17 protein-coding genes, 1 tRNA gene and 4 pseudogenes are annotated in these 22,469 nt (G+C 56.5%); 16 read left to right on the top strand and 6 right to left on the bottom strand.

Annotation, left to right across the window (positions count from 1 at the left end; translation table 11 throughout):
* Positions 1-3 precede the first annotated feature (3 nt).
* Complete coding sequence (locus tag EOK75_RS16265) at positions 4-1,290, bottom strand: ABC transporter substrate-binding protein (protein ID WP_137195098.1); 1,287 nt, start codon at positions 1,288-1,290, stop codon at positions 4-6.
* Positions 1,291-1,670: 380 nt separating this feature from the next.
* Between EOK75_RS16265 and EOK75_RS16270 the strand changes: the two genes are divergently transcribed.
* A complete protein-coding gene (locus EOK75_RS16270; RefSeq protein ID WP_137195099.1) occupies positions 1,671-2,795 on the top strand; it encodes a zinc-dependent alcohol dehydrogenase family protein in 1,125 nt (374 codons plus the stop codon).
* A gap of 74 nt (positions 2,796-2,869) precedes the next feature.
* On the top strand, positions 2,870-3,805 hold the full coding sequence (locus tag EOK75_RS16275) for a LysR family transcriptional regulator (protein WP_137195100.1): 936 nt from the start codon (positions 2,870-2,872) through the stop codon (positions 3,803-3,805).
* Between the two features lie 157 nt (positions 3,806-3,962).
* Here EOK75_RS16275 and EOK75_RS16280 read toward each other — a convergent pair.
* Positions 3,963-4,172, bottom strand: a pseudogene (locus tag EOK75_RS16280) (DDE-type integrase/transposase/recombinase); the annotation flags it as partial.
* Positions 4,173-4,441: 269 nt separating this feature from the next.
* Here EOK75_RS16280 and EOK75_RS16285 point away from each other — a divergent pair.
* The 3 genes from EOK75_RS16285 to EOK75_RS16290 all read left to right on the top strand — a co-directional run bounded on the left by EOK75_RS16285 (position 4,442) and on the right by EOK75_RS16290 (position 6,073).
* Positions 4,442-5,518 carry an AAA domain-containing protein gene (locus EOK75_RS16285; RefSeq protein ID WP_137195101.1) on the top strand — a complete coding sequence of 359 codons (1,077 nt, stop codon included), beginning with the start codon at positions 4,442-4,444 and terminating at the stop codon, positions 5,516-5,518.
* A gap of 81 nt (positions 5,519-5,599) precedes the next feature.
* A complete protein-coding gene (locus tag EOK75_RS20905; protein ID WP_168199272.1) occupies positions 5,600-5,767 on the top strand; it encodes a hypothetical protein in 168 nt (55 codons plus the stop codon).
* A gap of 69 nt (positions 5,768-5,836) precedes the next feature.
* On the top strand, positions 5,837-6,073 hold the full coding sequence (locus tag EOK75_RS16290) for a hypothetical protein (RefSeq protein WP_137195102.1): 237 nt from the start codon (positions 5,837-5,839) through the stop codon (positions 6,071-6,073).
* 120 nt (positions 6,074-6,193) lie between these two features.
* Here EOK75_RS16290 and EOK75_RS16295 read toward each other — a convergent pair whose 3' ends face one another.
* Positions 6,194-7,246, bottom strand: a complete 1,053-nt coding sequence (locus EOK75_RS16295) for an alcohol dehydrogenase family protein (RefSeq protein ID WP_420821936.1) — start codon at positions 7,244-7,246, stop codon at positions 6,194-6,196.
* A gap of 77 nt (positions 7,247-7,323) precedes the next feature.
* Here EOK75_RS16295 and EOK75_RS16300 point away from each other — a divergent pair, with 77 nt between their 5' ends.
* Positions 7,324-7,836: a TetR/AcrR family transcriptional regulator gene (locus EOK75_RS16300; protein WP_240794071.1), complete on the top strand. Its 513-nt coding sequence runs from the start codon at positions 7,324-7,326 to the stop codon at positions 7,834-7,836.
* Between the two features lie 173 nt (positions 7,837-8,009).
* Here EOK75_RS16300 and EOK75_RS16305 read toward each other — a convergent pair whose 3' ends face one another.
* Positions 8,010-8,864 carry a LysR family transcriptional regulator gene (locus EOK75_RS16305; protein WP_137195105.1) on the bottom strand — a complete coding sequence of 285 codons (855 nt, stop codon included), beginning with the start codon at positions 8,862-8,864 and terminating at the stop codon, positions 8,010-8,012.
* 97 nt (positions 8,865-8,961) lie between these two features.
* Here EOK75_RS16305 and tmpA point away from each other — a divergent pair, with 97 nt between their 5' ends.
* From tmpA to EOK75_RS16325, 4 genes and pseudogenes are all read left to right on the top strand, one after another.
* The gene (gene tmpA / locus EOK75_RS16310) at positions 8,962-10,107 is read left to right on the top strand and encodes a 2-trimethylaminoethylphosphonate dioxygenase (RefSeq protein ID WP_137195106.1); all 1,146 of its coding nucleotides are present in this window, start codon (positions 8,962-8,964) and stop codon (positions 10,105-10,107) included.
* Positions 10,104-10,697 (top strand): (R)-1-hydroxy-2-trimethylaminoethylphosphonate oxygenase, encoded by a 594-nt coding sequence (gene tmpB, locus EOK75_RS16315; RefSeq protein ID WP_137195107.1) that lies wholly within the window; start codon positions 10,104-10,106, stop codon positions 10,695-10,697. Before tmpA ends, tmpB begins: the two co-directional genes overlap by 4 nt.
* Positions 10,698-10,964: 267 nt before the next feature.
* Positions 10,965-11,636 (top strand): annotated as a pseudogene (locus EOK75_RS21435) (IS110 family transposase); the annotation flags it as partial.
* 43 nt (positions 11,637-11,679) lie between these two features.
* Positions 11,680-12,115: pseudogene (locus EOK75_RS16325) on the top strand (IS5 family transposase); the annotation flags it as partial.
* A 66-nt stretch (positions 12,116-12,181) separates the two neighbouring features.
* On the opposite strand, the gene EOK75_RS16330 reads toward EOK75_RS16325, so the two are convergent.
* Positions 12,182-13,141: a FliM/FliN family flagellar motor switch protein gene (locus EOK75_RS16330; RefSeq protein ID WP_137195108.1), complete on the bottom strand. Its 960-nt coding sequence runs from the start codon at positions 13,139-13,141 to the stop codon at positions 12,182-12,184.
* A 139-nt stretch (positions 13,142-13,280) separates the two neighbouring features.
* Here EOK75_RS16330 and EOK75_RS16335 point away from each other — a divergent pair.
* The 4 genes and pseudogenes from EOK75_RS16335 to EOK75_RS21440 all read left to right on the top strand — a co-directional run.
* A tRNA-Ile gene (locus EOK75_RS16335) sits at positions 13,281-13,357 on the top strand.
* A 450-nt stretch (positions 13,358-13,807) separates the two neighbouring features.
* Positions 13,808-14,167 carry a hypothetical protein gene (locus tag EOK75_RS20910; RefSeq protein ID WP_168199273.1) on the top strand — a complete coding sequence of 120 codons (360 nt, stop codon included), beginning with the start codon at positions 13,808-13,810 and terminating at the stop codon, positions 14,165-14,167.
* A gap of 384 nt (positions 14,168-14,551) precedes the next feature.
* A protein-coding gene (locus tag EOK75_RS16340) for an IS3 family transposase (protein WP_137192138.1) occupies positions 14,552-15,639 on the top strand; the annotation gives its coding sequence in 2 pieces (ribosomal slippage) (positions 14,552-14,813 and positions 14,813-15,639; 1,089 coding nt in all).
* Positions 15,640-15,693: 54 nt separating this feature from the next.
* A pseudogene (locus tag EOK75_RS21440) lies at positions 15,694-16,953 on the top strand (IS5 family transposase); the annotation flags it as partial.
* Positions 16,954-17,689: 736 nt separating this feature from the next.
* Here EOK75_RS21440 and EOK75_RS16350 read toward each other — a convergent pair.
* Positions 17,690-17,989 (bottom strand): hypothetical protein, encoded by a 300-nt coding sequence (locus EOK75_RS16350; RefSeq protein ID WP_137195109.1) that lies wholly within the window; start codon positions 17,987-17,989, stop codon positions 17,690-17,692.
* A 120-nt stretch (positions 17,990-18,109) separates the two neighbouring features.
* Between EOK75_RS16350 and EOK75_RS16355 the strand changes: the two genes are divergently transcribed.
* Together EOK75_RS16355 and EOK75_RS16360 are read left to right on the top strand one after the other, a co-directional pair.
* Positions 18,110-19,306, top strand: a complete 1,197-nt coding sequence (locus tag EOK75_RS16355; protein WP_137195110.1) for an efflux RND transporter periplasmic adaptor subunit — start codon at positions 18,110-18,112, stop codon at positions 19,304-19,306.
* A complete protein-coding gene (locus EOK75_RS16360) occupies positions 19,303-22,410 on the top strand; it encodes an efflux RND transporter permease subunit (RefSeq protein WP_137195111.1) in 3,108 nt (1,035 codons plus the stop codon). Before EOK75_RS16355 ends, EOK75_RS16360 begins: the two co-directional genes overlap by 4 nt.
* The last annotated feature ends 59 nt before the right edge of the window (positions 22,411-22,469 follow it).

The raw sequence follows: 22,469 nt of genomic DNA on the forward strand, positions 1-22,469 counted from the left end.
AGATCAGTTCTCGAATGTCTCGACAGTCAGGGTATCGACCCAGCCAGGTTGCAGCGTGCTAACCCAAGCGACCGATTCCTCGCCCACGGGTGATGTCAACTCGCCACCGTCAAAGATCATCATATTCTCAAGCGTAGCAAAAGGATGCTCGCCCGTTTGAACCGATGTGCCCATCAGCTGAGCCTCGATGCCTTGATGATCTTCGCGCAGTGTCACCGGACGGCCCAGACCCTGGAATTCCAGACCTGCCATCGCCGCGATTACTTGATCCTCATTGGGCCAGTTACCGCCATTTGCTTCGGCAGCTTTGTCATAGGCGGCCTGAATAGCGGCCATACCTTGGCTCATGTGAAAGACAGGATAGATCGCCTTGGCTCCAGTCTTGTCCTCGAATTTGGTCATGAACGCTTGGAAATCGGCGTCATCGCGACGCTCGGGGTGATCCCAATAGTGATCGCCACGCGCACCGACAATATGGCCGGACGGCAGGGCCGATCCTAGACGCTCAAGCGAACTTTCGGCCAGCGGCAGAACAAACGTCGAGGTGTTGGTCAAACCACGCTGCGAGGCTTGCTGGACGAACGTGTCCAGATCGCCGCCCCAGCTGGTAGACAGGATGACATCGGGCTGAAGCGCCTGAAGACGCGAAATTTCGGTGGAAAAGTCAGCCGAACCGAACTTGGGGAAGAATTCACCGACGACTTCGACATCGGGACGCAGCGCAGTCAGCGCAGCACTAAAGATATCCCAGCTATCACGACCCCAAGCATAGTCTTGGTTCACAACGGCGATGGTTTTGAAGTCAGGCTTCGTCTTGAGCAGATAGGCGACAGTGGCCAGCATTTCTGTGCCAGCATGCGCGCCCGAGCGGAAGACGTAGTTGTAATCGTCTTCTTCAAAGATCTTCTGCGTGCCGCAATCCCACATGATGTTGATGACCTTGAGATCTTCGGCCAGTGGTGCCAGCGTCTTGCAGTTGCCCGACGAAATCGCGGCCAGCATGACATCTGCCCCACCTTCGACGATGCGGCGATACTCAGAGGTCAGAACCTCGGTGCCAGCACCCTCGTCGATAAAGGTCAGTTCGACCGGAACACCCTGAATGCCGCCTGCGGCATTGATGTCTTCGGCCAGAATTTCGGCTGCGGCCTTGGCCGGCACGCCAAAGACCGACGCAGGGCCGGTCAGAAAGGACGTGACGCCGATTTGCAATTTCTCGGGCTTGTCCTGCGCGAACGTCGCAAGCGGCAGTAGAGCGCAGGCAGCAGTTGCCATAAGCAGTTTTTTCATTGGTTTCTCTCCCCTTTATTATTGCTTGGGCTGCCCCGAATTGGCCGGTGCGGCCCGATAAACGATCAGCGGGTCGCGATCGGATTGATAATCATCTGGATGGCGCCTTGTGCGACAGTGGCGACACCAGTGCAGGCCATCTATGTGGCTAAGGCATTATTATGTGCAACAAACATGATCTACCCCCTCCCAAAGGTATGACTGAGGGCAGCTTACTCTTGATCGTTGGATGGCGACTAATAGTTTATCCCTTGTACAGCTATAGCGCTAGCCTATCCCTTGTGGCGCAAGCTGCTCTTTTGCATTACGCTGAACGCGTGCAGAATCAACTTGCCGGGCCATCAGCAACGCGCCGGGCGCGACATTTGGGAGAGGTCACCATGAAAATCACCGCAGCCGTGTTGATGCGCGACGGGATTACCAAAAATTTCGCCGCCGAAGCCCCGCTAGAGGTGCGCGAGGTCGATCTTGCGCCGCCGGGCCGGGGCGAGGTTTTGATCCGTGTCGGCGCGGCAGGCGTCTGCCATTCCGACCTGTCCGTCATCAACGGCACCCGTCCGCGCCCCCTGCCGATGGCACTGGGCCATGAGGCGTCGGGCTATGTCGAGAAAATCGGCGAAGGCGTCGATGACCTGAAGGTCGGCGATCATGTTGTGTGCATTTTCGCCCCCGGTTGCCGTCACTGCAATCCCTGCGCCGAGGGCCGCCCCGCCCTGTGCGAGCGCGCGGCCAAGCATCACGGCGTTGGCGAATTGATGACCGGTGCGCGACGCCTGTCGATGGATGGCCAGCCCATTAATCACCACGTCGGTGTCTCGGCCTTTGCCACCCATGCGGTTCTGGATCGCCGCTCGCTCGTCAAGGTGGAACACGATCTGCCAGCCCACGTTTCGGCCTTGTTTTCCTGTGCGATGCTGACCGGCGCGGGCGCCGTATTCAACACCGCGCGCATCTTGCCGGGTCAAACGGTGGCCGTGATCGGCCTGGGCGGCGTCGGCCTGTCGGCTGTGCTTGGGGCCGCTGCGGCTGGTGCGGGTCGTGTCATTGCGATTGATCCATTCGAGTCCAAAATGGACGCCGCGCGTAGCATGGGTGCGACCGATTGCATCAAGGCGGACGGCGATACCATTCAGGCCGTGCGCGATATGACCAATGGCGGCGTTGATTGCGCCATCGAACTGGCCGGGTCGGTCAAGGCGCTGGAGACTGCGTATGAAATCACCCGCCGCGGCGGCCTGACCGTGACGGCGGGCCTGCCCCACCCTGATCAACGCATGGCCCTGAACGCGCTGAAACTGGTCGCCGAGGAACGCACCCTGAAGGGTAGCTATATCGGATCCTGCGTGCCGCAACGCGATCTGCCCCGCATGTTCGCCCTTTATGAGCAAGGCAAGCTGCCGGTTGAAAAAATGCTAAGCCACCGGATTCGTCTGGATGAAATCAACCTGGCAATGGACCGGCTGAACGACGGCACGGCGATCCGCCAGATCGTCGATTTTAGCTGACGCTCTGACAGAGAAAACTTGACAAATTCATAGGCGCTCCCTTTAGCTAACCCTCTAAAGCCAAGGGAACGCCTATGGATATCCGTCAGCTTCGGTACTTCATTGCCATCGCCGAATCGCCCTCCCTGTCGGTCGCGGCCAGCATTCTGGGCGTCGCGCAGCCGTCGCTGTCGCAAAATGTGGTGCGCATGGAGGAAGAGCTGGGTGTGCGCTTGGTCGAGCGTAGCCCGCGCGGCACCATCCTTACCGATGATGGAACGCTACTTTTGAAACATGCCCGCACCGTCTGCGCCGCGTTCGAGGATTGCCTTGATGAAATGCGCGAGGCGGGCGGCGCGGTGCGTGGCAAGGTCGGGTTTGGTATGCCGCCCTCGGTTTCGATGGTCATGGCCGTGCCTATGGCCGAAACGGTTCGGGTCGAATTCCCCGATCTGCGATTGCAGGCAATCGAGGCGATGAGCGGTTATATCAAGACGTGGATCGACGATGGCACCGTCGATATAGGCTTTATCTATGACCTGACCAAAGCCGATCATTTTCGCGTCACACACGTGCTGAACGAGTGCCTGTTCTTCTTTTCGGCGCCGGACGCTTGGCCGCTTGATACACCGCCCGGGACGCCCGTCCGCCTACACGACCTGCAAAAGCTAGAGCTGATCCTGCCCAGCCCGTCGCACGGCCTGCGCAAGACAGTCGAAAGTTACGCCCAGCCACGCGGGGTGCAATTGAACGTGACCATCGAAATGGACGCGATGACACAGATAAAAGAACTGGTGGCGCGCGGGTCGGGCCATACCATTTTTGCCCCGGCCGCCGCGCATGATTTCGTCGCACGCGGCGAATTGGTCAAGGCCCCGATCCACGAACCAGACATGGTGCGCCCCGTCTATTTGGCGACCAATCCGGCCCGCAAAAGTAGCCGCGCCTGCCATGCCATCGCCCAAGTCACCTTGGATGTCGCGCGCGACCTGGTGCAGCGCGGCATATGGGAGGGCGACTTGAAGGCATAGGCCATCTTTATATGCGCCAGACGCCCAACCTATTGGCCGAACCACTCCTGTTGTTGCACATATGGCGCGACACATTTGGCGAGGTAGCACTATGACATCCTTTGGTTGCTGTCGCAAATTTTATTGGAGTTTGAGTGCGGGCATAGCCTGGACATACCTATGCTGCGGGCGCAGCAATCTGCTGAAACGCGGTGAGGCCGTTGGCATAGATTTGCCCCTTTCGGGTCATGTGCACGGTCTCGATCCCAGCCAAGGTAGCCTCGGCAGAATTGAAGGCCTTGAAGCCAAGCATTGGGCCCGTGATCCGCTTTACGAAGCGATGGTCCTGTTCAATGATGTTGTTGAGGTATTTGACCTGCAGGATCTTGAATCATCGCGTCTTGATAGTCGCCAACCCTATCTGAACTCCGCGGAGATATCGAAATCCTGAACGACGATATTGCCGCCGGAAATGACGCGCTTACTGCATCGCGAAATTACCTTTCCCTATTCCAAGGCCGTTCGGATATTGATCTGCACGAAATCGAAGAATTTATCGGAAACCGGGCCCGCATCCAATCATTGGAGAGTTCACTCGCGACATCTGAGATCGGGGGCCTTCTTGGAGATCGCTATCTGGGGAAAGCTACCGCGATCGTGGCTGTGGAAAGAGAGGTTCGTTTGGCGAGGGCGATACTCGATTTCGAAAATACTGATCTGGCAGTATCTATCCTGCGCTCAGCCGATGCGGATTCCCTGTTGCGAACAGTCATGGAAATAGATGAGCGTCGCAACGACTTGGCCGCACGCGCTGGAGAATTCTGCGATAGTGTCCGTCTGCCGGTAGATTATAGGTCCCTGCAATTTTTGTTTGATCACAAATCTGATTTGGAAGCGGCGTCGCTGGATCCAGACGCTTTGTTGGATCGTGCACAACTCAAACGTTCCGAAGATGCCTTGCGTCGTCAAGGGTACACTGAATTGGTCGATTGGGCCTGCAATGATTTAGAGAATTTTGATCCCACTCGGCTTGCCAAGGTGATGCGAGCGATCATCGCCAAAAATATGGTCGACAAAGCATTCACCATTCACGGTTCTGCATTGCAGGACTACGACGGGCAGGATTTTGACCGGATTCGTGAAGAAATCATCGAGCGTGACCGCGAACTTATCCGGATGTCGCGCAAGGTCATTCGCCAGGGTTTGTTGCGCGATGCTCGTCCGCCGCAGGGAAACGGTATCGGTCACAAGTCGACTTATACCGAAATGAGCCTGATAATTAATGAGATGAATAAGCGACGGAATCGCCTTGGCATTCGAGAGCTTACTCAGCGGGCTGGCCAAGCGTTGTTAGAGCTGAAACCTTGTTGGATGATGTCGCCACTGGCAGTAGCACAGTATTTGCATGAGGGCATGGAATTCGATCTTGTGGTGATCGATGAAGCGTCCCAAATGACGCCGGAGAATGCGATCGGGGCGCTTAGTCGTGCTGGCCAAGCGGTGGTCGTCGGGGATACCAAGCAGCTCCCTCCGACATCGTTCTTTCGCAAAATGCTGGACGATGAGGATATCGATGAGGACCTGCGCGAGGATAGCGAAAGCATTCTGGACATGGCGAACGTCGCCTTTATGCCGATCCGCCAGCTCCGCTGGCATTATAGATCTCGGCACTCGGCCCTAGGTGATGTCGGTTTGCTTATGCAGGGAAGCTACCACACTGGATTCACGACATGAACCCCTTCTGGATTTTTGCAACATAGTCCCTTGCGTTCTCAAAACTGAGCGCCCAATTAAATCCAATGGGGAATAATCGATATGCCGCAGACAATTCTTGAAAATTTCGCAGAGCAGGCTCGGATTGCCGCGGCACCCGACAACCGGACATCTGCAATCCGCGAACTGCTCAAGAACAGTATGTCGGAGGCTGACGCCATGGCGGATGCGATAACAGCACAGCAAGACGATGAAGTGACGTTATTTTAGGATGAGACTTGTACGATCTGGACCTGCCGGTTTGATCCAGACGTGGTCCTCGCACCGCATGAGCACTGCATGTCTGTGCATATCGCCGTCTACCGTGGTGCCGAAATAGAATTTTTATATAAGCGCGAGCCGGGTCGGTTGAAGCATGGCGGAAACAAAGTAATTTTAGCGGGAGAAGTGGCCAGCCTCAGCCCCGATGCGATCCATGTCTATGAAGGCCCCCTCACTGCGGTGAAGAGATCGCTGTTTGACTGGGCCAGCGGTGCGGAAGTCGACTTCACCGTGGGGAATTTCCATGCAACGTAAAGAGTGAAGTCAGACATGGAAGAGTTCCGGTAAAAGGCCCCGACGATAGCCTAACCTGACCACGCCTTTGCCCGTGTGCCAAAAATTCAATCCTCACGCTGGCCCGAGCGGTTCACACCACTATGCGTGGTCCACCTTGAGGACAATCTTACCAGTATACCCTTTGTCGCCAAAGGCTATTTGTGCGGCATTGATGTCTTTCAGCTCAAAAACCTCTGCGACCAACGGCTTGATTTCGGATCGCTCAATCCGCCCGACAAGGGTGCCAAATACCTCTGGTTCCAGAACGGTGCAGCCGAAAAAGCTGAGATCCTTGAGATATAGGGTGCGCACATCCAGTTCGACCATCGCGCCGCCAATGGCGCCCGCAACGGCATAGCGACCACCGGGGCGCAGGACGTCCAAAAGCGCGGGCCAGCCGGGACCTGCGACCAGATCGACCACAACGTCGATAGAACCCGCACCCAATTCGGAAACGAGATCGGCATCACGCGGCAATGTCCGCGTGGCACCAAGGTCGCGCAATGTATCCATCTTGGCAGGGCTTGTGACTACGATCACTTTTGCACCTCGGGCGCGCGCCAACTGCACCGTTGCTGAGCCCACACCACCCGAAGCGCCGGTCACCAGAACAGTCTCTCCCGCTTTAACGTTTGCACGGGTCAGCATGTTTTCAGCGGTTGAATACGAGCATGGAAAGGACGCCAGCTCGATGTCCGTCAAATCACTTTTAACCGCATAGGCATGAGACGTATCGACCCGCGCATATTGGGCAAAACCCCCATCGCATTCAGAGCCGAAATACCAAGGCGGGGAATGTTCCTCACCATCTGCAACACGAAGACAAGGCTCGATCAAAACGCGCTCCCCTATGCGGCTGGCAGCAACGTTCCGGCCTACGGCAACGATCCTTCCACAAACATCCGCCCCCTGAATGCGCGGAAATTCGAGTGGCGTTCCCGCCCATCCCGCATCCGCATCTTCACCCTCGCCTTTCGAATACCAGGCCGTGCGCGTATTAATGTCGGTGTTGTTCACACCAGCAGCGCCCACACGGATGATTACGTCGTTCGGTCCCGGTGTGGGAACCGTCAAATTATCGCGGACCTCAAGCATCTCAGGTCCGCCATGGCCTGTCATAACAACGCCATACATCTTGTCGGGAAGGGTCATGAAAATCTCCGGTAGAATGTTTACTCTACTTGCGTAAGTAGAGGGATCACTCTACTTACGCAAGTATGAACGAGATGATGACAAAGATCGCGGGCGGATTGGAACGAACATTCGCCGCAAGAGGGTTCACCGAGCCCAGCGTCGAAGACTTGCGCGACGCGGCGGGTGTCAGCCTGCGCACGCTTTACAGATACGCACCCTCTCGCGATGCTATGGTCCGTTTGGCCTTGGAACACCGACATCAGCGGTATCTGGTGCAGGTTTTTGGCGATGCTAATGCTTCATCAGGGAAAGGCTTGAGCGAGACCTTTGAGCGTGTCGCGGACTGGATGCGGGCGGAAGCAAGCCACGGCTGCTTGTTTCACGCCGCCGTCGCCTCGGCTCCAGATGATCCCGAACTTCGCAGACTATTAGAACAGCACAAGGCCGAAGTCTCGCAGATGGCGGCGGCAAAGGCAGGAACCGGCGTGAGTGTCAGCGATATTTTACTGATTATCGAAGGATTAACCCAAACTTGGCCATTGTCACAGGATGCAGCATTGACCAGCGCAAAGCGACTGGCCAGCTTGGCCGAGGCGGCAGCAATCTGATTTTGGGGTTGGTCCAAAGCTGCCCCACGCCCTTGGTGTTGACCGTAATGAACGTCCCATTGCCTGGCTTCACCTACTTAGGTTATTCGTTGGCTGTGCTGCATTTTCCCGTTTGATGTGTCTTACTTGGTCCTTTGAAATATCAAGTTTTGGCATTCTGATGAAGCTGGTTTTCAGGTAAGCACATTGGCAAGTTCATCCCATTGGGACCGCGCAATTGCATCCGGCCCCGCGATTGCCCAATAGCTTTCGTGATGTTCTATCGTCTCGTCGCTGAGCCGAACGAGCCGTCCATCCTGAATGTCCTTTTCACAAAGTGGCAGTGAAGCCAGAATGACTCCCATACCGGCGCGTGCAGCACCAAGGGCAGACAGGAACGTGTCGAACCGCAATTGTGGAACCGGGGTTGTCGAAATGCCGAAGCGAGTGGCCCAGCTGTTCCAGCCCGGGCGTGATCCAGAGCAGGCGATGCGAGGCCAGTCCGTCCAATGACAGTCTCTTTTGAGCAACTCAGGCGATGCAAGCGGTGCGATCTTCTCCGAGAAAAGTTCCAATTTGTGATCATGCGGCCAGCCCCCCGAACCGTAACGTATGCGAATGACATCGTCGACATCCGCTTCGTGCGCGCCCAGCACCATAGATTGGATAATCAATTGCCCCTCTGCAATGCCGCATAACCTCTCAAGGCGAGGCAGCAGCCACAAGTCAATTATCGATTGACTGGCCGAGATCGTCATCTGCCCCCGACCGGACCCAAAAAGCGCTTCGGAACTGTCACGCAGATTGGTGAGTGCCGTGCGCACATGGGGCAGCCAAGCTTCGCCATCCACAGTAAGTTCAACGGCGCGCGCACGTCTGAAGAAAAGGGGGGTGCCAAGTTTCTTTTCCAGATTCCCGATCCGTTGGCTGATGGCCGATTGTGTTAGTCCAGTTTCAGCCGCTGCCGCTGTGAAGCTGCCACAGCGGGCCGCCGCTTCGAATGCGCGTATCCATTCCAGCGGGGGAGTTTTGAAGGGAGCGCCTGACATTAGCAAATCACAATCTTAGGGTTGGTATTGTTAATTTGATCTTATGCCACGCCGTCGCGATACTGTCGTTATGAATCTGCCAACAAAGGACCGCATCATGATGTCAGTTATTGTCGCCCCAACGGGCACCCACTTAACAATCGCGTCCGAGCATTCAACACAACGATTTCACGCCATCTGGCTGCGTGACAATGCCGGCGACCCCGAGACACGGTCAGCCGCCAATGGTCAGCGCCTGATTTCGCTGCGGGATATTCCGGCGGACACCAGCATTAGCAGCGCCGAACTGAAGGGCCAGACTCTGGTGGTCAATTTTGCTCCCGAAAGCAAGGAAGTCTCCTACGATCTGGACTGGCTCGCAGCACATGCATATGACGGAGAGGAGGCCCAGCAACGCGGATGGATGCCTTCCAAAGTTGAAACATGGGGTTCAGGGCTGATGGGAAATGTGCCCACCGGCGATTTTGCGGAACTGTCCCAAAACGATGACGCCCTGCGCCAATGGCTTGGTCTGATAGGCAAGTTTGGTTTTGGCAAAGTGGTGAACGGCCCGATCGAAGACGGCGCCCTGTTCAAATTGGTAGATCTATTCGGCCACGTGCGTGAAACCAACTATGGACGACATTTCGAAGTTCGAACCGAAGTTAACCCAACGAACCTCGCTTATACAGGGCTTGGACTTCAGGCGCATACCGACAACCCTTACCGTGACCCTGTCCCGACAGTGCAAGTGCTGTATTGCCTCGAAAGTTCGGCTGCGGGTGGAGAGAACATGGTTGTAGACGGGTTTGCCGCCGCGCAACGTCTGCGCGATGAGAACGAGGCTTATTTTAACGTCCTCGCAGACCACTGCGCCCGCTTTGAATATGCGGGCGAAGCGGATGTCTGCCTAACATCACGCCGCCCAATGATCGAACTTGCACCCGACGGCGAGTTGATCGGCGTGCGGTTCAACAACCGCTCGCTGGCTGCCGTTACTGATGTGCCATTTGACCAGATGGCCACCTATTACGCCGCATATCGTCGCCTCGGGGAAATCATTGACGACACGGCGATGGAGGTCACGTTCCGCCTGAACCCCGGAGAGGCATTTATTGTCGACAACACCCGTGTTCTCCATGCCCGAAAGGGCTATTCCGGCGAAGGCACACGTTGGCTGCAAGGATGTTACGCTGACAAGGACGGGCTCAGATCCACCTATGACGCGCTGTGCCGTAAACCTGATTTGAAGGCAGCAGAATGAAACCCGACATCAACAATTTGAGCAGTGAGACAATTGTGGATTTCATCGGTTCTATTTTTGACCGGCGCGGGGATGAGGAATATCTCGGGGAGCCTGTGAACATGGGCCAGCACATGCTGCAAGGGGCAACGATTGCCGAGCAGAATGACCAACCCGAGGAGATTATCGTCGGCGCACTTCTGCATGATATTGGACATTTCACCAGCGAGTTTGGCACTTTTACTATGAATGACACAGAGGACCGCCATCATGAGGACGCTGGTGCAGAAGTGTTGGAGCGCTTTTTTCCAAGCGTTATCACCGATTGCGTGCGTTATCATGTCGCCGCTAAACGATATCTTTGCGCGACGCGGCCCGAATATTTTCGACGTCTGTCCGAAGCCTCGGTCCACTCCCTGAACCTTCAGGGCGGCCCAATGGATGCTGACGAGGTCGCGGAATTCGAGAAAAATACGAACTTGGAACAGATCATCGCGGTACGCTATCTGGACGATGCAGGTAAGCGACCGGACATGGAAACGCCCGACTTCTGGCATTTTGCGCCGATGGTTCAACGAATGGTCGACCGTCATAGCGCGGCTCGGATATAGCGGTGCCAGTCGACGACAATTGAGAGCTTCATCAAAATATGCGGCCCTGTAGCGTCACAAGAAGCCTGCATTGCGGTCATCAAATTGGTATGGCCGCTTTTCCTGATTACGCAGTTCCACTGAATGTGACGCGGCGAAAAACCGCTTCCCGGCCTTTTGTATCGAGCGTTGCTGCCGGCCCAAAGCATGCGTAATTGGGCTGCCCTCTGTTCTGAGGTAGAGCTCCCGATAGGATCACAGGATGCCTGTGAACAAGGGAGATGAGAAATGGAATATTTTGCCGGAATAGACGTGTCACTGCGATCCTGTGCGCTTTGCATTTTTTATGGCAAGGGAAAGATACTGCTTGAGCGAGACCTGCCATGCGAGATCAGCGACATCGCTGAGTATCTTGGAACGTTTCCCCATCCGATTGAACGGGTTGGTTTTGAAGCGGGCACCATGAGCCAGCATCTGTTCCATGGCCTGAAAGCGGAAGGTTTTGACGTTGTCTGCATGGAAGCACGTCAGGTGAATGCAGCGCTGTCGGAAATGCGTTACAAGACAGACAAGAATGACGCACGCGGCATCGCTCAAGTACTGCGCACCGGTTGGTTCAGCCCTGTTCACATGAAGAGCCGCGAAGCGCATGGCGTCCGTGCATTGCTGAGCACCCGCAAAGCGCTTCTGAAGAAGACGATGGATCTCGCCAATGAGGTTCGTGGGCTGTTGAAGATTCTCGGCATTCGCCTGCCCATGACCGTGAAGCACGGCAGCTTTGACGGTGTCGTGCGACCGTTGATCGAGATGGATGAAGTTCTGACCCACGCTTTGGTGCCGCTGCTGGATCCACGCGTGGCTTTGTATCAGCACTTTTTGGAACTGGATCGCAGGGTCAAACGCGCTGCCGGCCAAGATGAGGTGTGCATGCGGATGATGACGGTCCCAGGCGTTGGTCCTGATCATTGCCCGGCAGGGCATTGCGCAGCAATGGCCCGAGAGGGGGCAGACAAAGGGTGGTGTGAATACAAAGTGCATGCCGTCACTGACACCAGCGGTCGCCCGATCCGCTTCTTCATCACAGCTGGCCAAGTCAGCGATTATACCGGTGCCATGTCCAGCTGAGTAGTCTGCCAGATGCGGAATGGCTGTTAGCTGACCGAGGCTATGATGCAGATTGGTTCCGTGAAGCTTTGTCAGACAGGGCAACGCAGTCCTGCATCCCAGGTCGTAAGTCCCGCAATAAGGTCGTCAGATACGACAAGCGCCGCTACAGACGCCGCAACCGTATTGAATGGATGTTCGGCAGGCTCAAAGACTGGCGACGCGTCTCAACCCGATATGACCGATGTCCCAAGGTCTTCCTGTCAGCTATCGCTCTGGCCGCAACCCTCTTATTTTGGTTATATGTCCTGAACCTAACACCAAAGTGGCCCTAAGGTCGATGTTTTGCACCGAACATGAAGTCAAAGCACGATAATAAACTGTTCGGATTTATCCGGACGCTACCCGGCCTTCTTTACGGCATCCGGTTCGATGGTAGGAGTCGCCTCGAGTATTGTCGCTTGTGTAATCTGAACAGAGGGCTTTGCCTCTTCTGCTAAACGTACCGCACGCATACCACGGTTCTGGCCCAGCTTTCCGCCAGCCAGCCGGACGCCATCCAGCCCTTCGATATCAATATGGTCCAAGGCTGCCGCCCCGATCGGAAGCTGGTCACCGGGCTTCAGATGCAAGGTCAGGTCCAAAGGCACCTTAACCCGCGCCAAAACCGCGACCAATTCTACGTTAGCCTCCTGCACCTGTTGCCCCAGCGCCACGCCGAAAACCATTTCGGCAGCGCGATTTGGAGGAGGCTCAAGCAATTTGGGCTGACGGCCCTTGCCATCAGCAGGTAACGCCAACAATATCTGCCCGGTTTTCGCCCCATCCGATAGGGATACATCAGTCTGAAGCACGCGATAAGGCACGTCTTCCAGCAACAACCCAAGCGGGCGTGCATCTTCTAGAAACGAGGCGTAACGAAACCCGCTTGTCCAAATAAGATCCGCCGACTGCAACAGTTCTGTTTCCAAACCGTCCAATGCACGGTCGATCATCTCTGCAACCATTGCAGCATCGGTCCGGGTCGGCCTGCGCGTCAGGGCTGCTGCGCTACTGACTTTCCCGACCATTTGCATTTCCAGAATTCCGGACAACACCTCTGGTGACAACACCAAAAGCCCCAGACCATCCTTCGGGCCTTCCAGCATAATGATCAGCGCACGTTCAGGAAGCAATTCCAACAATTCGGTCAAAGATCGCCGGTTTTGACGAAGCTCCGTCACCGCCAGTTCCAGATCCACCGCATCGCGTGCCGCACGCGCCAGCGCCAGTTTCCACGATCTGCCCGCACCTTTCACCTCAGGTGGGGCCGCACTCTTGCGAGACAGGTCGATTTTTCGTTTAATACCGTTATGTTCCAAAGAAACCCCCTTCGCCGCTCCTCTATTTTACAGAAACAAGTTTCTGATCGGTTAACGACAACAAACTCTTCTTGACCCTCCCATCCGTAGCGCATAGCAATTGGCCATCCGAACGGGGGCACCCTTCGTGCATCCTTCCGGGCCTGTAGCTCAACTGGTTAGAGCAGGGCGCTCATAACGCCTTGGTTGCGGGTTCAAGTCCTGCCGGGCCTACCATACTTTTCAGTGACTTAGCTGAAACCGCCGATTTGCCAAAAAGGTTCATTGAACCGAGTTTTGGTTTTAGAGGTATTATCGGGCGCATCTGGCTGCGAATCCCGCAGGATCTTGGCAACACAACTTCCCACATTTTACCACATTTTCTTTATGCCCGACAGTTGTAGGATCAGCTCGTGAGATTTCTCGTAAGGTTCCGGCCTACCGAGGAGCACGTGACCAAGAATTTCCAATACCCCCCAAGCTTTGTTCCATAAATTCTCGTCTCTTTGCGCATGGCTTCGCACGCCTTTCAAATTTTCCAGATGTAAGGCAGCCCCGTTGTCCCGCGTAGGACCGTAGCCAATAGGATCGCCGCATTCCTTAGGTCAAGCGGCGCCGCGAGGAAAAAAGAGGTAAAGACATTGGCAAGATTTTTCCATTTCGTACTCCTCCTTGCGAGAGCACGAAATGGAAAAACGTGCCGAAGAAAAACATATGCACTGGTCGAAATACCTTCTGCTGCTCAGGACAGCCAGTAGCATCACACGCTTGGAAAAAGGGAGGGAGACCGAGCGTTTGAAGCCGCCACGAACGGCGGTAAAAAAGGACAGAAAAATGGAAAATTTCTCCCCCACCTCCTCGGTTTTTTCGAAGGACCCTTCCCTCAAGATCGTTCGACTTTTTTTCGCCGAGTTCGGTGAAGCAACTCAGAACGCCATTCTCCTGCTGGGAGGTCCAAACGCCCAGCCTCGATCAGGGCTGTTGCGATGCGGGTTTTGCCCATGCCGACCTCATCTGCGAGGAGGGTCATGCGACGGCCACCCCTGATCACTGTTCATCGTGCAGACGCCTAATGACTGATCTGGATGACGGCTCATGTGTCTTACAACAGCACTTACAACTGCCCGAGCCTCAATCTCGTTGCGACCAGATTTGTAAGCGCCAGGCACTTCAACGATATGGACACCCATGTCAGGGTCGTCCTCTTGTGGCGACGGGAAGATAGTCAACTCTTCCTTGTACATCATCTTGTTGGAAAACTGGATTACCTATAAGACGACGAACTGGGCTGATTATAACGCGGCGTTAAAGCGCCGCGGATCACTGACGATCCGTTGGCCGGTAGGCGATTACGTGTAATGGTAATCCCCCCCGAAAGTAAGGGGCTGCGGAAGTAGAATTTTCTCGGCAAGATGAACGAGGAGATTTTGAATGAAAATGACCAGATATAGCGAACCCCAGATCCTTGCGATCCTGCGCCAAGCCGAAGGTGGTGTGCCGGTGGCCGAGCTTTGCCGTGAACATGGCATGAGCAATGCGTCGTTTTACAAATGGCGTGCGAAGTATGGTGGCATGGATGCATCCATGGTCAGCCAGATGAAAGCCATGGAGGAAGAGAACCGCAGGCTGAAGCGGATGTATGCAGATCTGAGCATGCAGGCGGACTTATTGAAGGAAGCCCTCGGAAAAAAGTAACGGGGCCATCTCAGCGCCGCGAGATGGCCGAAACGGCGGTAGAGCGACGGGGCGTCAGCATCGCGCTGGCGTGCCGGGCCTTCGAGGTCAGCGAGACCTGCTATCGTTACAGCCCGAAGCTGAAAGACGAGAACGAGGTGATCGCCGATCTGCTGACAGGGCTGACGGATGCGCGCAAGACTTGGGGATTTGGCCTGTGTTTCCTGCATTTGCGCAACGTGAAGGGGCATCCGTGGAACCACAAGCGGGTCTACCGGATCTACTGTGAGCTGGAACTGAACCTGCGCATCAAGCCGCGCAAGCGGCTGAAACGGGAGAAGCCTGACGTTCTGGCGGTCCCGAACAGACCGAATGTGACCTGGTCCATGGACTTCATGGCGGATCGCCTCGGCGACGGCAGGGCTTTTCGGCTTTTGAATGTGTTGGACGACTTCAACCGCGAAGGGCTGGGGATCGAGGTTGATTTCTCGCTCCCTGCCGAACGGGTCATCCGCAGCCTTGATCGCATTATCGAATGGCGCGGAAAACCGGGCACGATCAGGGTCGACAATGGGCCGGAATATATCAGCGAAACACTGAGAAAATGGGCTGAGAAACATAGTGTTACGATCCAGCACATCCAACCCGGACAGCCCCAGCAGAACGCCTATGTCGAGCGCTACAACCGGACGGTTCGGCATGAATGGCTGGATCAATACATCATCGAAAGCATCGAGGAGGCTCAGGATCAGGCCACACAATGGCTCTGGACATATAACAACGACCGCCCGAACATGGGCATCGGCGGCATCACACCCGCTATGAAACTGAAAATGGCCGCGTAAGTTCTACAGATGCACCCCGTTAAAAAGGGGGCGATTACCTAATCGCCGTAAGGCTGGTTCTATCCCGAGATGAACTGGGATGCCGAACCTTCCGGCAAGCGGGGCAGGTCGCGGACATTTAGTGACGCTGCCATCCAGACGTGCCTGACCACTGCCCTCTCAGGCATCAAGGTCGAGGGTGAAGGCGAATGGAACGCCCGCAAGCACGGCGGCCCCAAGCGACGCGTCTGGCGCAGGATCCACATCCACTGCCCGGTAGGCGATTGCAAAGCAATCTGCCGAGAGGGGGTATCGATGAGCAAACGCCGGAAGCCAGAGCGGTTGAGATCACGGGCAGCAATACCGGTGATGCACCGATGTTGCCCTATCTGCTCAACCAGATCCCACGCGATCAGCAGATCGGCAGCGTAACTGCGGATGGTGCATACGACACGCGCCGATGCCATAACGCCATTGCCGATCATGGAGCCTCTGCGGTCATCCCCCCGCGTAGAAATGCCCAGCCATGGAAGCCAACCACTGCCGGGGCCATGGCAGGAACGACGCACTCCGCGCATCAAGATATCTGGGTCGGGCACTCTGGCGAAACTGGAGCGGATACCTCCGCCGGAGCCGCGTCGAGACAAACCCTTTCGGGCTCATGCTTCGCATAACCCTGCCGGGCAGCGGATGCATTGCATGAAACTGCTGGGCCAGGGCCTAATGGCGCGCGACTTTGACCGCCAGGTCGCCGAGGTTCAAGTGCGCGTTGCGATCCTGAACGGCTACACCGCCCATGACCCCGATAACACGGGGTCTTTGCGTGGTGAAGTTGCGCGGCTGGTGGATCAGCTGGATGTTTCAAAGGTGATCGTGACGTCGCCTGGCGAGTATCGTTTGATGGCGGAGATGAAGCAATGGGCGGCGGAGTTGAACGTGCCCGTGACCATCCGGCCTGATGATCGCTGTTTCTGTGGCACGGATGAATTTGCCGTTTGGACCGAGGGCCGCAAGCAGCTGCGTATGGAGTATTTTTACCGCGGGATGCGCAAGAAACATGGCGTGTTGATGCGTGATGATGGGCCTATTGGCGGGCAGTGGAATTATGATGCCGACAACCGCAAACGGCCGCCCGAAAACCTGACGATGCCTGATCCATTTCACCCGGAGAGTGATGACATCACCCAAGAGGTGATCGCCCTCGTGACCGAAAACTTCCCCGATCATTTCGGCGACATAAACCCCTTTCATTTCGCCGCGGCCCGCGACGGGGCTTTGCAGGCGTTGGATATGTTTGTGGATGCGCGGTTGCCTCTTTTTGCATCGTACAATTAATGCGTGTGGACAGAGCCTACTGTTCAATGCAGCTTATTCAAGCCTTCTCATTAGCTTAACAGCAAATGGGTCTGTGCTTTTGGCGTCGAATCCCAAGTTCAGGTGGGACCGAACTTCGCAAGCCGAAGAGCGAAGCTACGGATTTTGCCTCTCTACGTAGCAGGGTGAGCGAGGGAAAAAGCATTAGAAGATGGTGTCGTTTTCTGTTAAACGGAAAAAAGAAATACGCTATAAAGACCGTGTAAGAGACACTTGTAACTGAAAGGACTAATTGTCCTTTTTGGGTGGTTTTTTGGCCATTCTTGGAAGCATAACGTGACCACCGGGCAGAAACGCCCGGTTGTCGCGGCTTAACCCCTGAAACACGATGCTCAAGGTTCGACTCTGTCCCAAGGGATATGGTGCGGTAGGAGTGTCGTCCAAAACCGAATTCGAAGAAATTCTAATATTGTTTGGATTTCTCCTGAACACGGGAGGCAAACCCATTGCTCCTCGGCGGATGTCCCGCAGTTGAAACCTGACCGGTGGGTGGCCCGGAACAGTGTGGCTTCCATGGGGTAGATGCGTTGAATGGGGTGGTCGCGTGTGCTGACCAGGGCGATAGGTTGTCTCAGAGGGCAACTATACTCGGTGGGCCCCTTCTCTGAGGTTCATGTCCTGAAGCGCAAATGGGGCGGCCAGAGGCCACCCCATCGTCTATCAATTTATCTCTGGCCTAACCGATCGCAGCCGAATCTTAATTGGCCAAGTCGCCCGCTCGTTCGCGTTGATCGACGGCCATGCCATCGCTGGATGTGAAGCCACCCGTCATTTGGACGTTCGCCAGCGGCGGCATCACAATCAAGAGAGCGCCAAGAAAAGCTGGTACAGACATTGGAACGAAGCAGAGCGTCTGGTCCCGGTGCTGTAGCTTGGCCGGACCAATGGCCTGCGCTACAAGTGTGCCAAAACCCCAAGGAAACAACGCCAACGTCAAAACTGCACCAGCAACTTCATGCAAATCGCCCTTGCAACCCCGACGCGCGGCCAAATGCATCAGGCAGCTATGGCCTATGTGCTCTTTTCCGCCGCGTCAGAAAAATTCATTTTCTTCCAACGGAAACGCATTACACCAACGTATAACGCTCTAAATGCACTGGCTAGGACACATTAACGGATGCGCAGACTGATAAGCTTGGGGATGGCAGCCGCCATTTTGTTTGGGGCCTATGCCCTTACTTTTGGTGTGCCTACAGCGGTTTCAGCGCTTATCGCGCCCGGTACTGGTGAAGGGACCCACACAACAGCCGCAACGTCGGCAGGCCCTTCTGGTGCCCGCCCCGCAGGCCGGGGCAAGCGTTCCAACACGACAACCGTCGTGACCGCCCCGCTGGAAATGCAACCCTATGAGAGCATTTTGAACGCAATCGGCACTGCATCCTCCTTGCGCAGCGTCGATATTGTATCGGACAGCGCGGGGACCGTGGTCGAGGCGAACCTATCGGCAAACCGCGAAGTCACCGAAGGCGATGTCCTCCTCCGCTTTGACAGTCGCACCGAAGCATTGAACCTTGAAATTGCACAGGCCAATCTGCAACAGGCCTCGGATACGGTCACGCGATATGAGCGCCTTCGACAGGGTGGCAATTCCACCGTCACCGATGTGACCATATCAGATGCGCAGGTGGCCCTTCGGCTGGCCGAGGCTGCCGTCGGTCTGGCCGAAGTTGCGCTGGATGAGCGCAGCATCCCTGCCCCGATCAGCGGGCGTTTAGGGCTAAGTGATATCCAAGTGGGCGACAGGCTTAGCGCCAATGACTTCATCGTCAACATTGATCAGGCCGATACGCTTTTGGTGGAATTCGAACTGCCCGAACGCGCAATCGGGCTGCTGGCCGAGGCTAAAGAAGTTCTGGTTTCGACCTCGGCGTTTACCGGCAAGGTGATCACCGGAGAGATCATCTCCTTTGACAGCCGGATCGATGCGGTGACGCGCAGCGTGACGGTAAAGGCCCGGATCGACAATTCCGATGCGCTTTTGTGGCCGGGCATGACCTTTGCCGTGCGCCTGCTGCAAGAAAGCGCGCCCCTGCCGATGATCCCTTCGACCGCAATCACGTGGTCCCGCTCCGGGTCAAGCGTATGGGTGGATGAGGGCGGCACCGCCAAAGAGGTACCCGTGACGATCCTGTTCCGGCAAAACGACTCTGTCTGGATTGATGCCGATATTGCCGAAGGCACGTTGGTGGTGACAGAGGGCGCGCATAAACTGCGCGCCGGCAGCAAGATTTCCACGGCGGGCGGGGCACGTAATGGCAAGGGACGCCCTCCGCGCACGGCCGATAAGAAAACCGCGACCGAGGAACCGAAATGACCGCGCCGAGCACCCCTAAAACCCGATCCGGCTTTGCGGATCTATTCGTCGCCCGCCCGATTTTCGGCATTGTGATCAACCTTTTGATCCTTATCGCCGGCCTGGCGGCACTAGCCTCTGTCGATGTGCGGGAAATGCCGGATGTGGACCAGCCGGTTTTGTCGGTACGCACCACCTATGAGGGCGCGGTGCCAAGTACGGTTGACCGCGAGGTTACGCAGGTTCTTGAGGACGCCCTCAGCGCACTCGAGGGGCTTTCCTATATCGAGTCCACCTCGTCTACCGGCTCCAGCCGCATCACCATTGACCTTTCTGAGGGCACCGATGTGGATGTTGCTGCCAATGAGGCCCGCGAGATTATCTCCGGCACACTGCGCCAGTTGCCAAGCGCACTTGAGGATGACCCGAGTGTGTCGAAAAGCGACAGCAATGCCGACGCGATCATTCGTCTTGCGCTTTTGGGCGATGCCAGCCTTGATGAGCTGACTGCATTGGCCGAAGGTGCGGTCTATGACCGGCTTTCCGTTATCGACGGCATTGCCGAGGTTACGTTGCGCGGCGACCGGCCGAACGAGTTCCTTGTGACCCTTGATATGCCCGCCCTCCTGAGCCGCGGCATGACGGTTTTTGACGTATCCGACGCGCTTTCGGCCCTGCGCGATGACACGCCGCTGGGGCAGCTGGAAACGAACTCCCAAACCCTTGCGCTGCGCGTCGGCAATGCCAATGTGACAACCGCCATGGTCGGTCAGGTGCCGATCGATGCGAAAACGCGGGTCTCGGATGTGGCCTTTGTGCGGCTGGTTCCCAAAGACGGCGCGGTAGTGACGCGCGTCAACGGGCAAACCGCCGTTGGGCTGGACATCACGCGCCAATCCGTGGGCAACACGCTGGCCATCTCCAAGGATGTGGGCATTGCGGTGGCAGAGCTGCAGTCATCGTTGCCAGAAGGTGTTCAGCTTATCGTCACATCCGACGACGGCACCTTTATTGCGGGATCGCTAAGCGAGGTCATGAAGTCCATCGGCTTGGCCACAGTGATTGTTATTGTGGTAATCTTTGCTTTCTTGCGGTCGCCGCGCGCCACGATCATTCCTGCCGTAACCATCCCTGTATCGCTGATCGGCACCATTGCTGCGATCTGGCTGACGGGCTTTTCGGTCAATACCATCAGCCTCTTGGCGTTGGTTTTGGCAACCGGCATGGTGGTGGACGATTCCATCGTGGTGATCGAGAACATCGTGCGCAAACGCAAACAGGGCATGGGCGCCTTTGCCGCCGCAGCCGCTGGCACAAACGAAGTGTTTTTCGCCGTCATCTCGACCACGGCCACGCTTGCCGCCGTGTTCATCCCCATCTCGTTTTTGCCCGGTCAGGCAGGCGGCGTGTTCAGCGAGTTCGGTTTTGTGCTCGCCTTTGCTGTGACCCTATCCTCGATCACCGCTTTGACCTTGGCCCCCGTCATGGCCGCCTTTCTTGACCCGGGCAAGGTAGACGCTTCGTCGCCAGCCCCCGTCAAACCCGGCTTTGCCGCGCGCAGCTTTGACGCGGTGATGGACCGCGCGATCCGGATGCCATTGCTTGTGCTGGCCATTGCGGGCGGTTTCGTCATCATCGCTGCAGGGGCCGCAGGCACCCTGTCATCCAGCATCACCCCAGAAGAGGATCGGGGTTTCTTCCTGATCCAGGCGCGGGGGGCCTCGGATACGACCATCGACTATCTTGATACCCAAGTGGCCATGGTGGAAGAGATCCTGACCCCCTATCAGGAAAGCGGTGAGATTGCCGCCGTGCAAAGCATCATCGGTGTCGGCGGCGGCACCCGCGCCTTTATCGTTGTGCGCCTTCCCGATTGGTCCGAACGTGACCGCAGCCAAGCGCAGATCATCGATGAAATCAGCACAAGTCTGGCGCAGGTTCCCGGCGTGCAGGCCAGTGCACGCTCTACCAACAGCCTGAATATTCGGGGCGCGGGGCAAGGGTTGCAATTTGCGGTCACCGGCAAGGATGTCGAAGCAATGACAAAGGCCGCCGATGCCCTTGTTGCCGCGATTGCGCAGGATGAAGCCTTCCTCAACCCCCAGCTTTCCAATGATTCAGTGCAGGCCCAATATGAGGTGCGCGTTGATCCGGAAATGACCAGCGTCTTTGGCCTGACCGAGGCCGAGATCACCCAGACCGTAAGCGCGATGGTTCAGGGCAAAACGGCCGTCTCTGTATTCAGCGACGATATTGAAACCGACGTGAATATCGTTCCGGGTGGCCAGCCGATCAATGATCCCTCAGACTTGGAAAACATCCAGTTGCGCCTGCCCGGTGGCAGCTATGTCCCCCTGTCCGCCGCAGCAGAGTTGGTGCCGGTTGTCAGCCAGTCGACGCTGGAACGGCAGGGCGGCTCTCTGGCGGTCTCGGTACAGGCCAACCTCGCCGAAGGCGTCGATCTTGGCACCGCGATGTCCCGCGTAACAGAAATCGCCGCCGAGATATTGCCCGACGGCATGGGCCTGACGTTCACCGGCGAAGCGGCCACCCTAAGCGACAGCCAGACCGAGATGTTCATCGTGTTCGGTGTGGCCTTCGTTGTGGTCTTCCTCGTCCTTGCCGCGCAATTTGAAAGCATTGCCAGCGCTGTCGTTATCATGCTGACAGTGCCATTTGGCCTTGCCGCAGCGCTTTTGGCAATCTCGCTTAGCGGCGGGTCGCTAAACTATTACAGCCAGATCGGGCTGGTGATGCTGATCGGGGTAATGGCCAAGAACGGTATCCTGATCGTCGAATTTGCCAATCAGTTGCGTGAGGATGGCCAAGATATCGATAGCGCAATCCGCGATGCCTTGCGGCTTCGGATCAGGCCGGTGATGATGACGATGGTCTCAACGGTTTTTGGCGGCTTGCCCCTGATCTTTACATCTGGCGCCGGAGCAGAGGCGCGCATCGCCGTCGGCTGGGTCATCGTCGGCGGGCTTGGTTTTGCCACTGTCTTTACCCTGTTCCTAACGCCGGTCTTTTACCGCTGGATTGCGGTATGGGGATCTGATCCGGGCATGGCCGCCCAACGGCTTATGCGGGAAAACCAGAACAGCACCCCTCTTCCGGCACAATAGCCTTAGAACGGGGCAGCAGTAGGGGCTGTGTAAGGAAGCCGATTGGCACGCTCCTCATG

Origin of the sequence: Pseudorhodobacter turbinis (assembly GCF_005234135.1) — a bacterium.
Classification (GTDB): domain Bacteria; phylum Pseudomonadota; class Alphaproteobacteria; order Rhodobacterales; family Rhodobacteraceae; genus Pseudorhodobacter; species Pseudorhodobacter turbinis.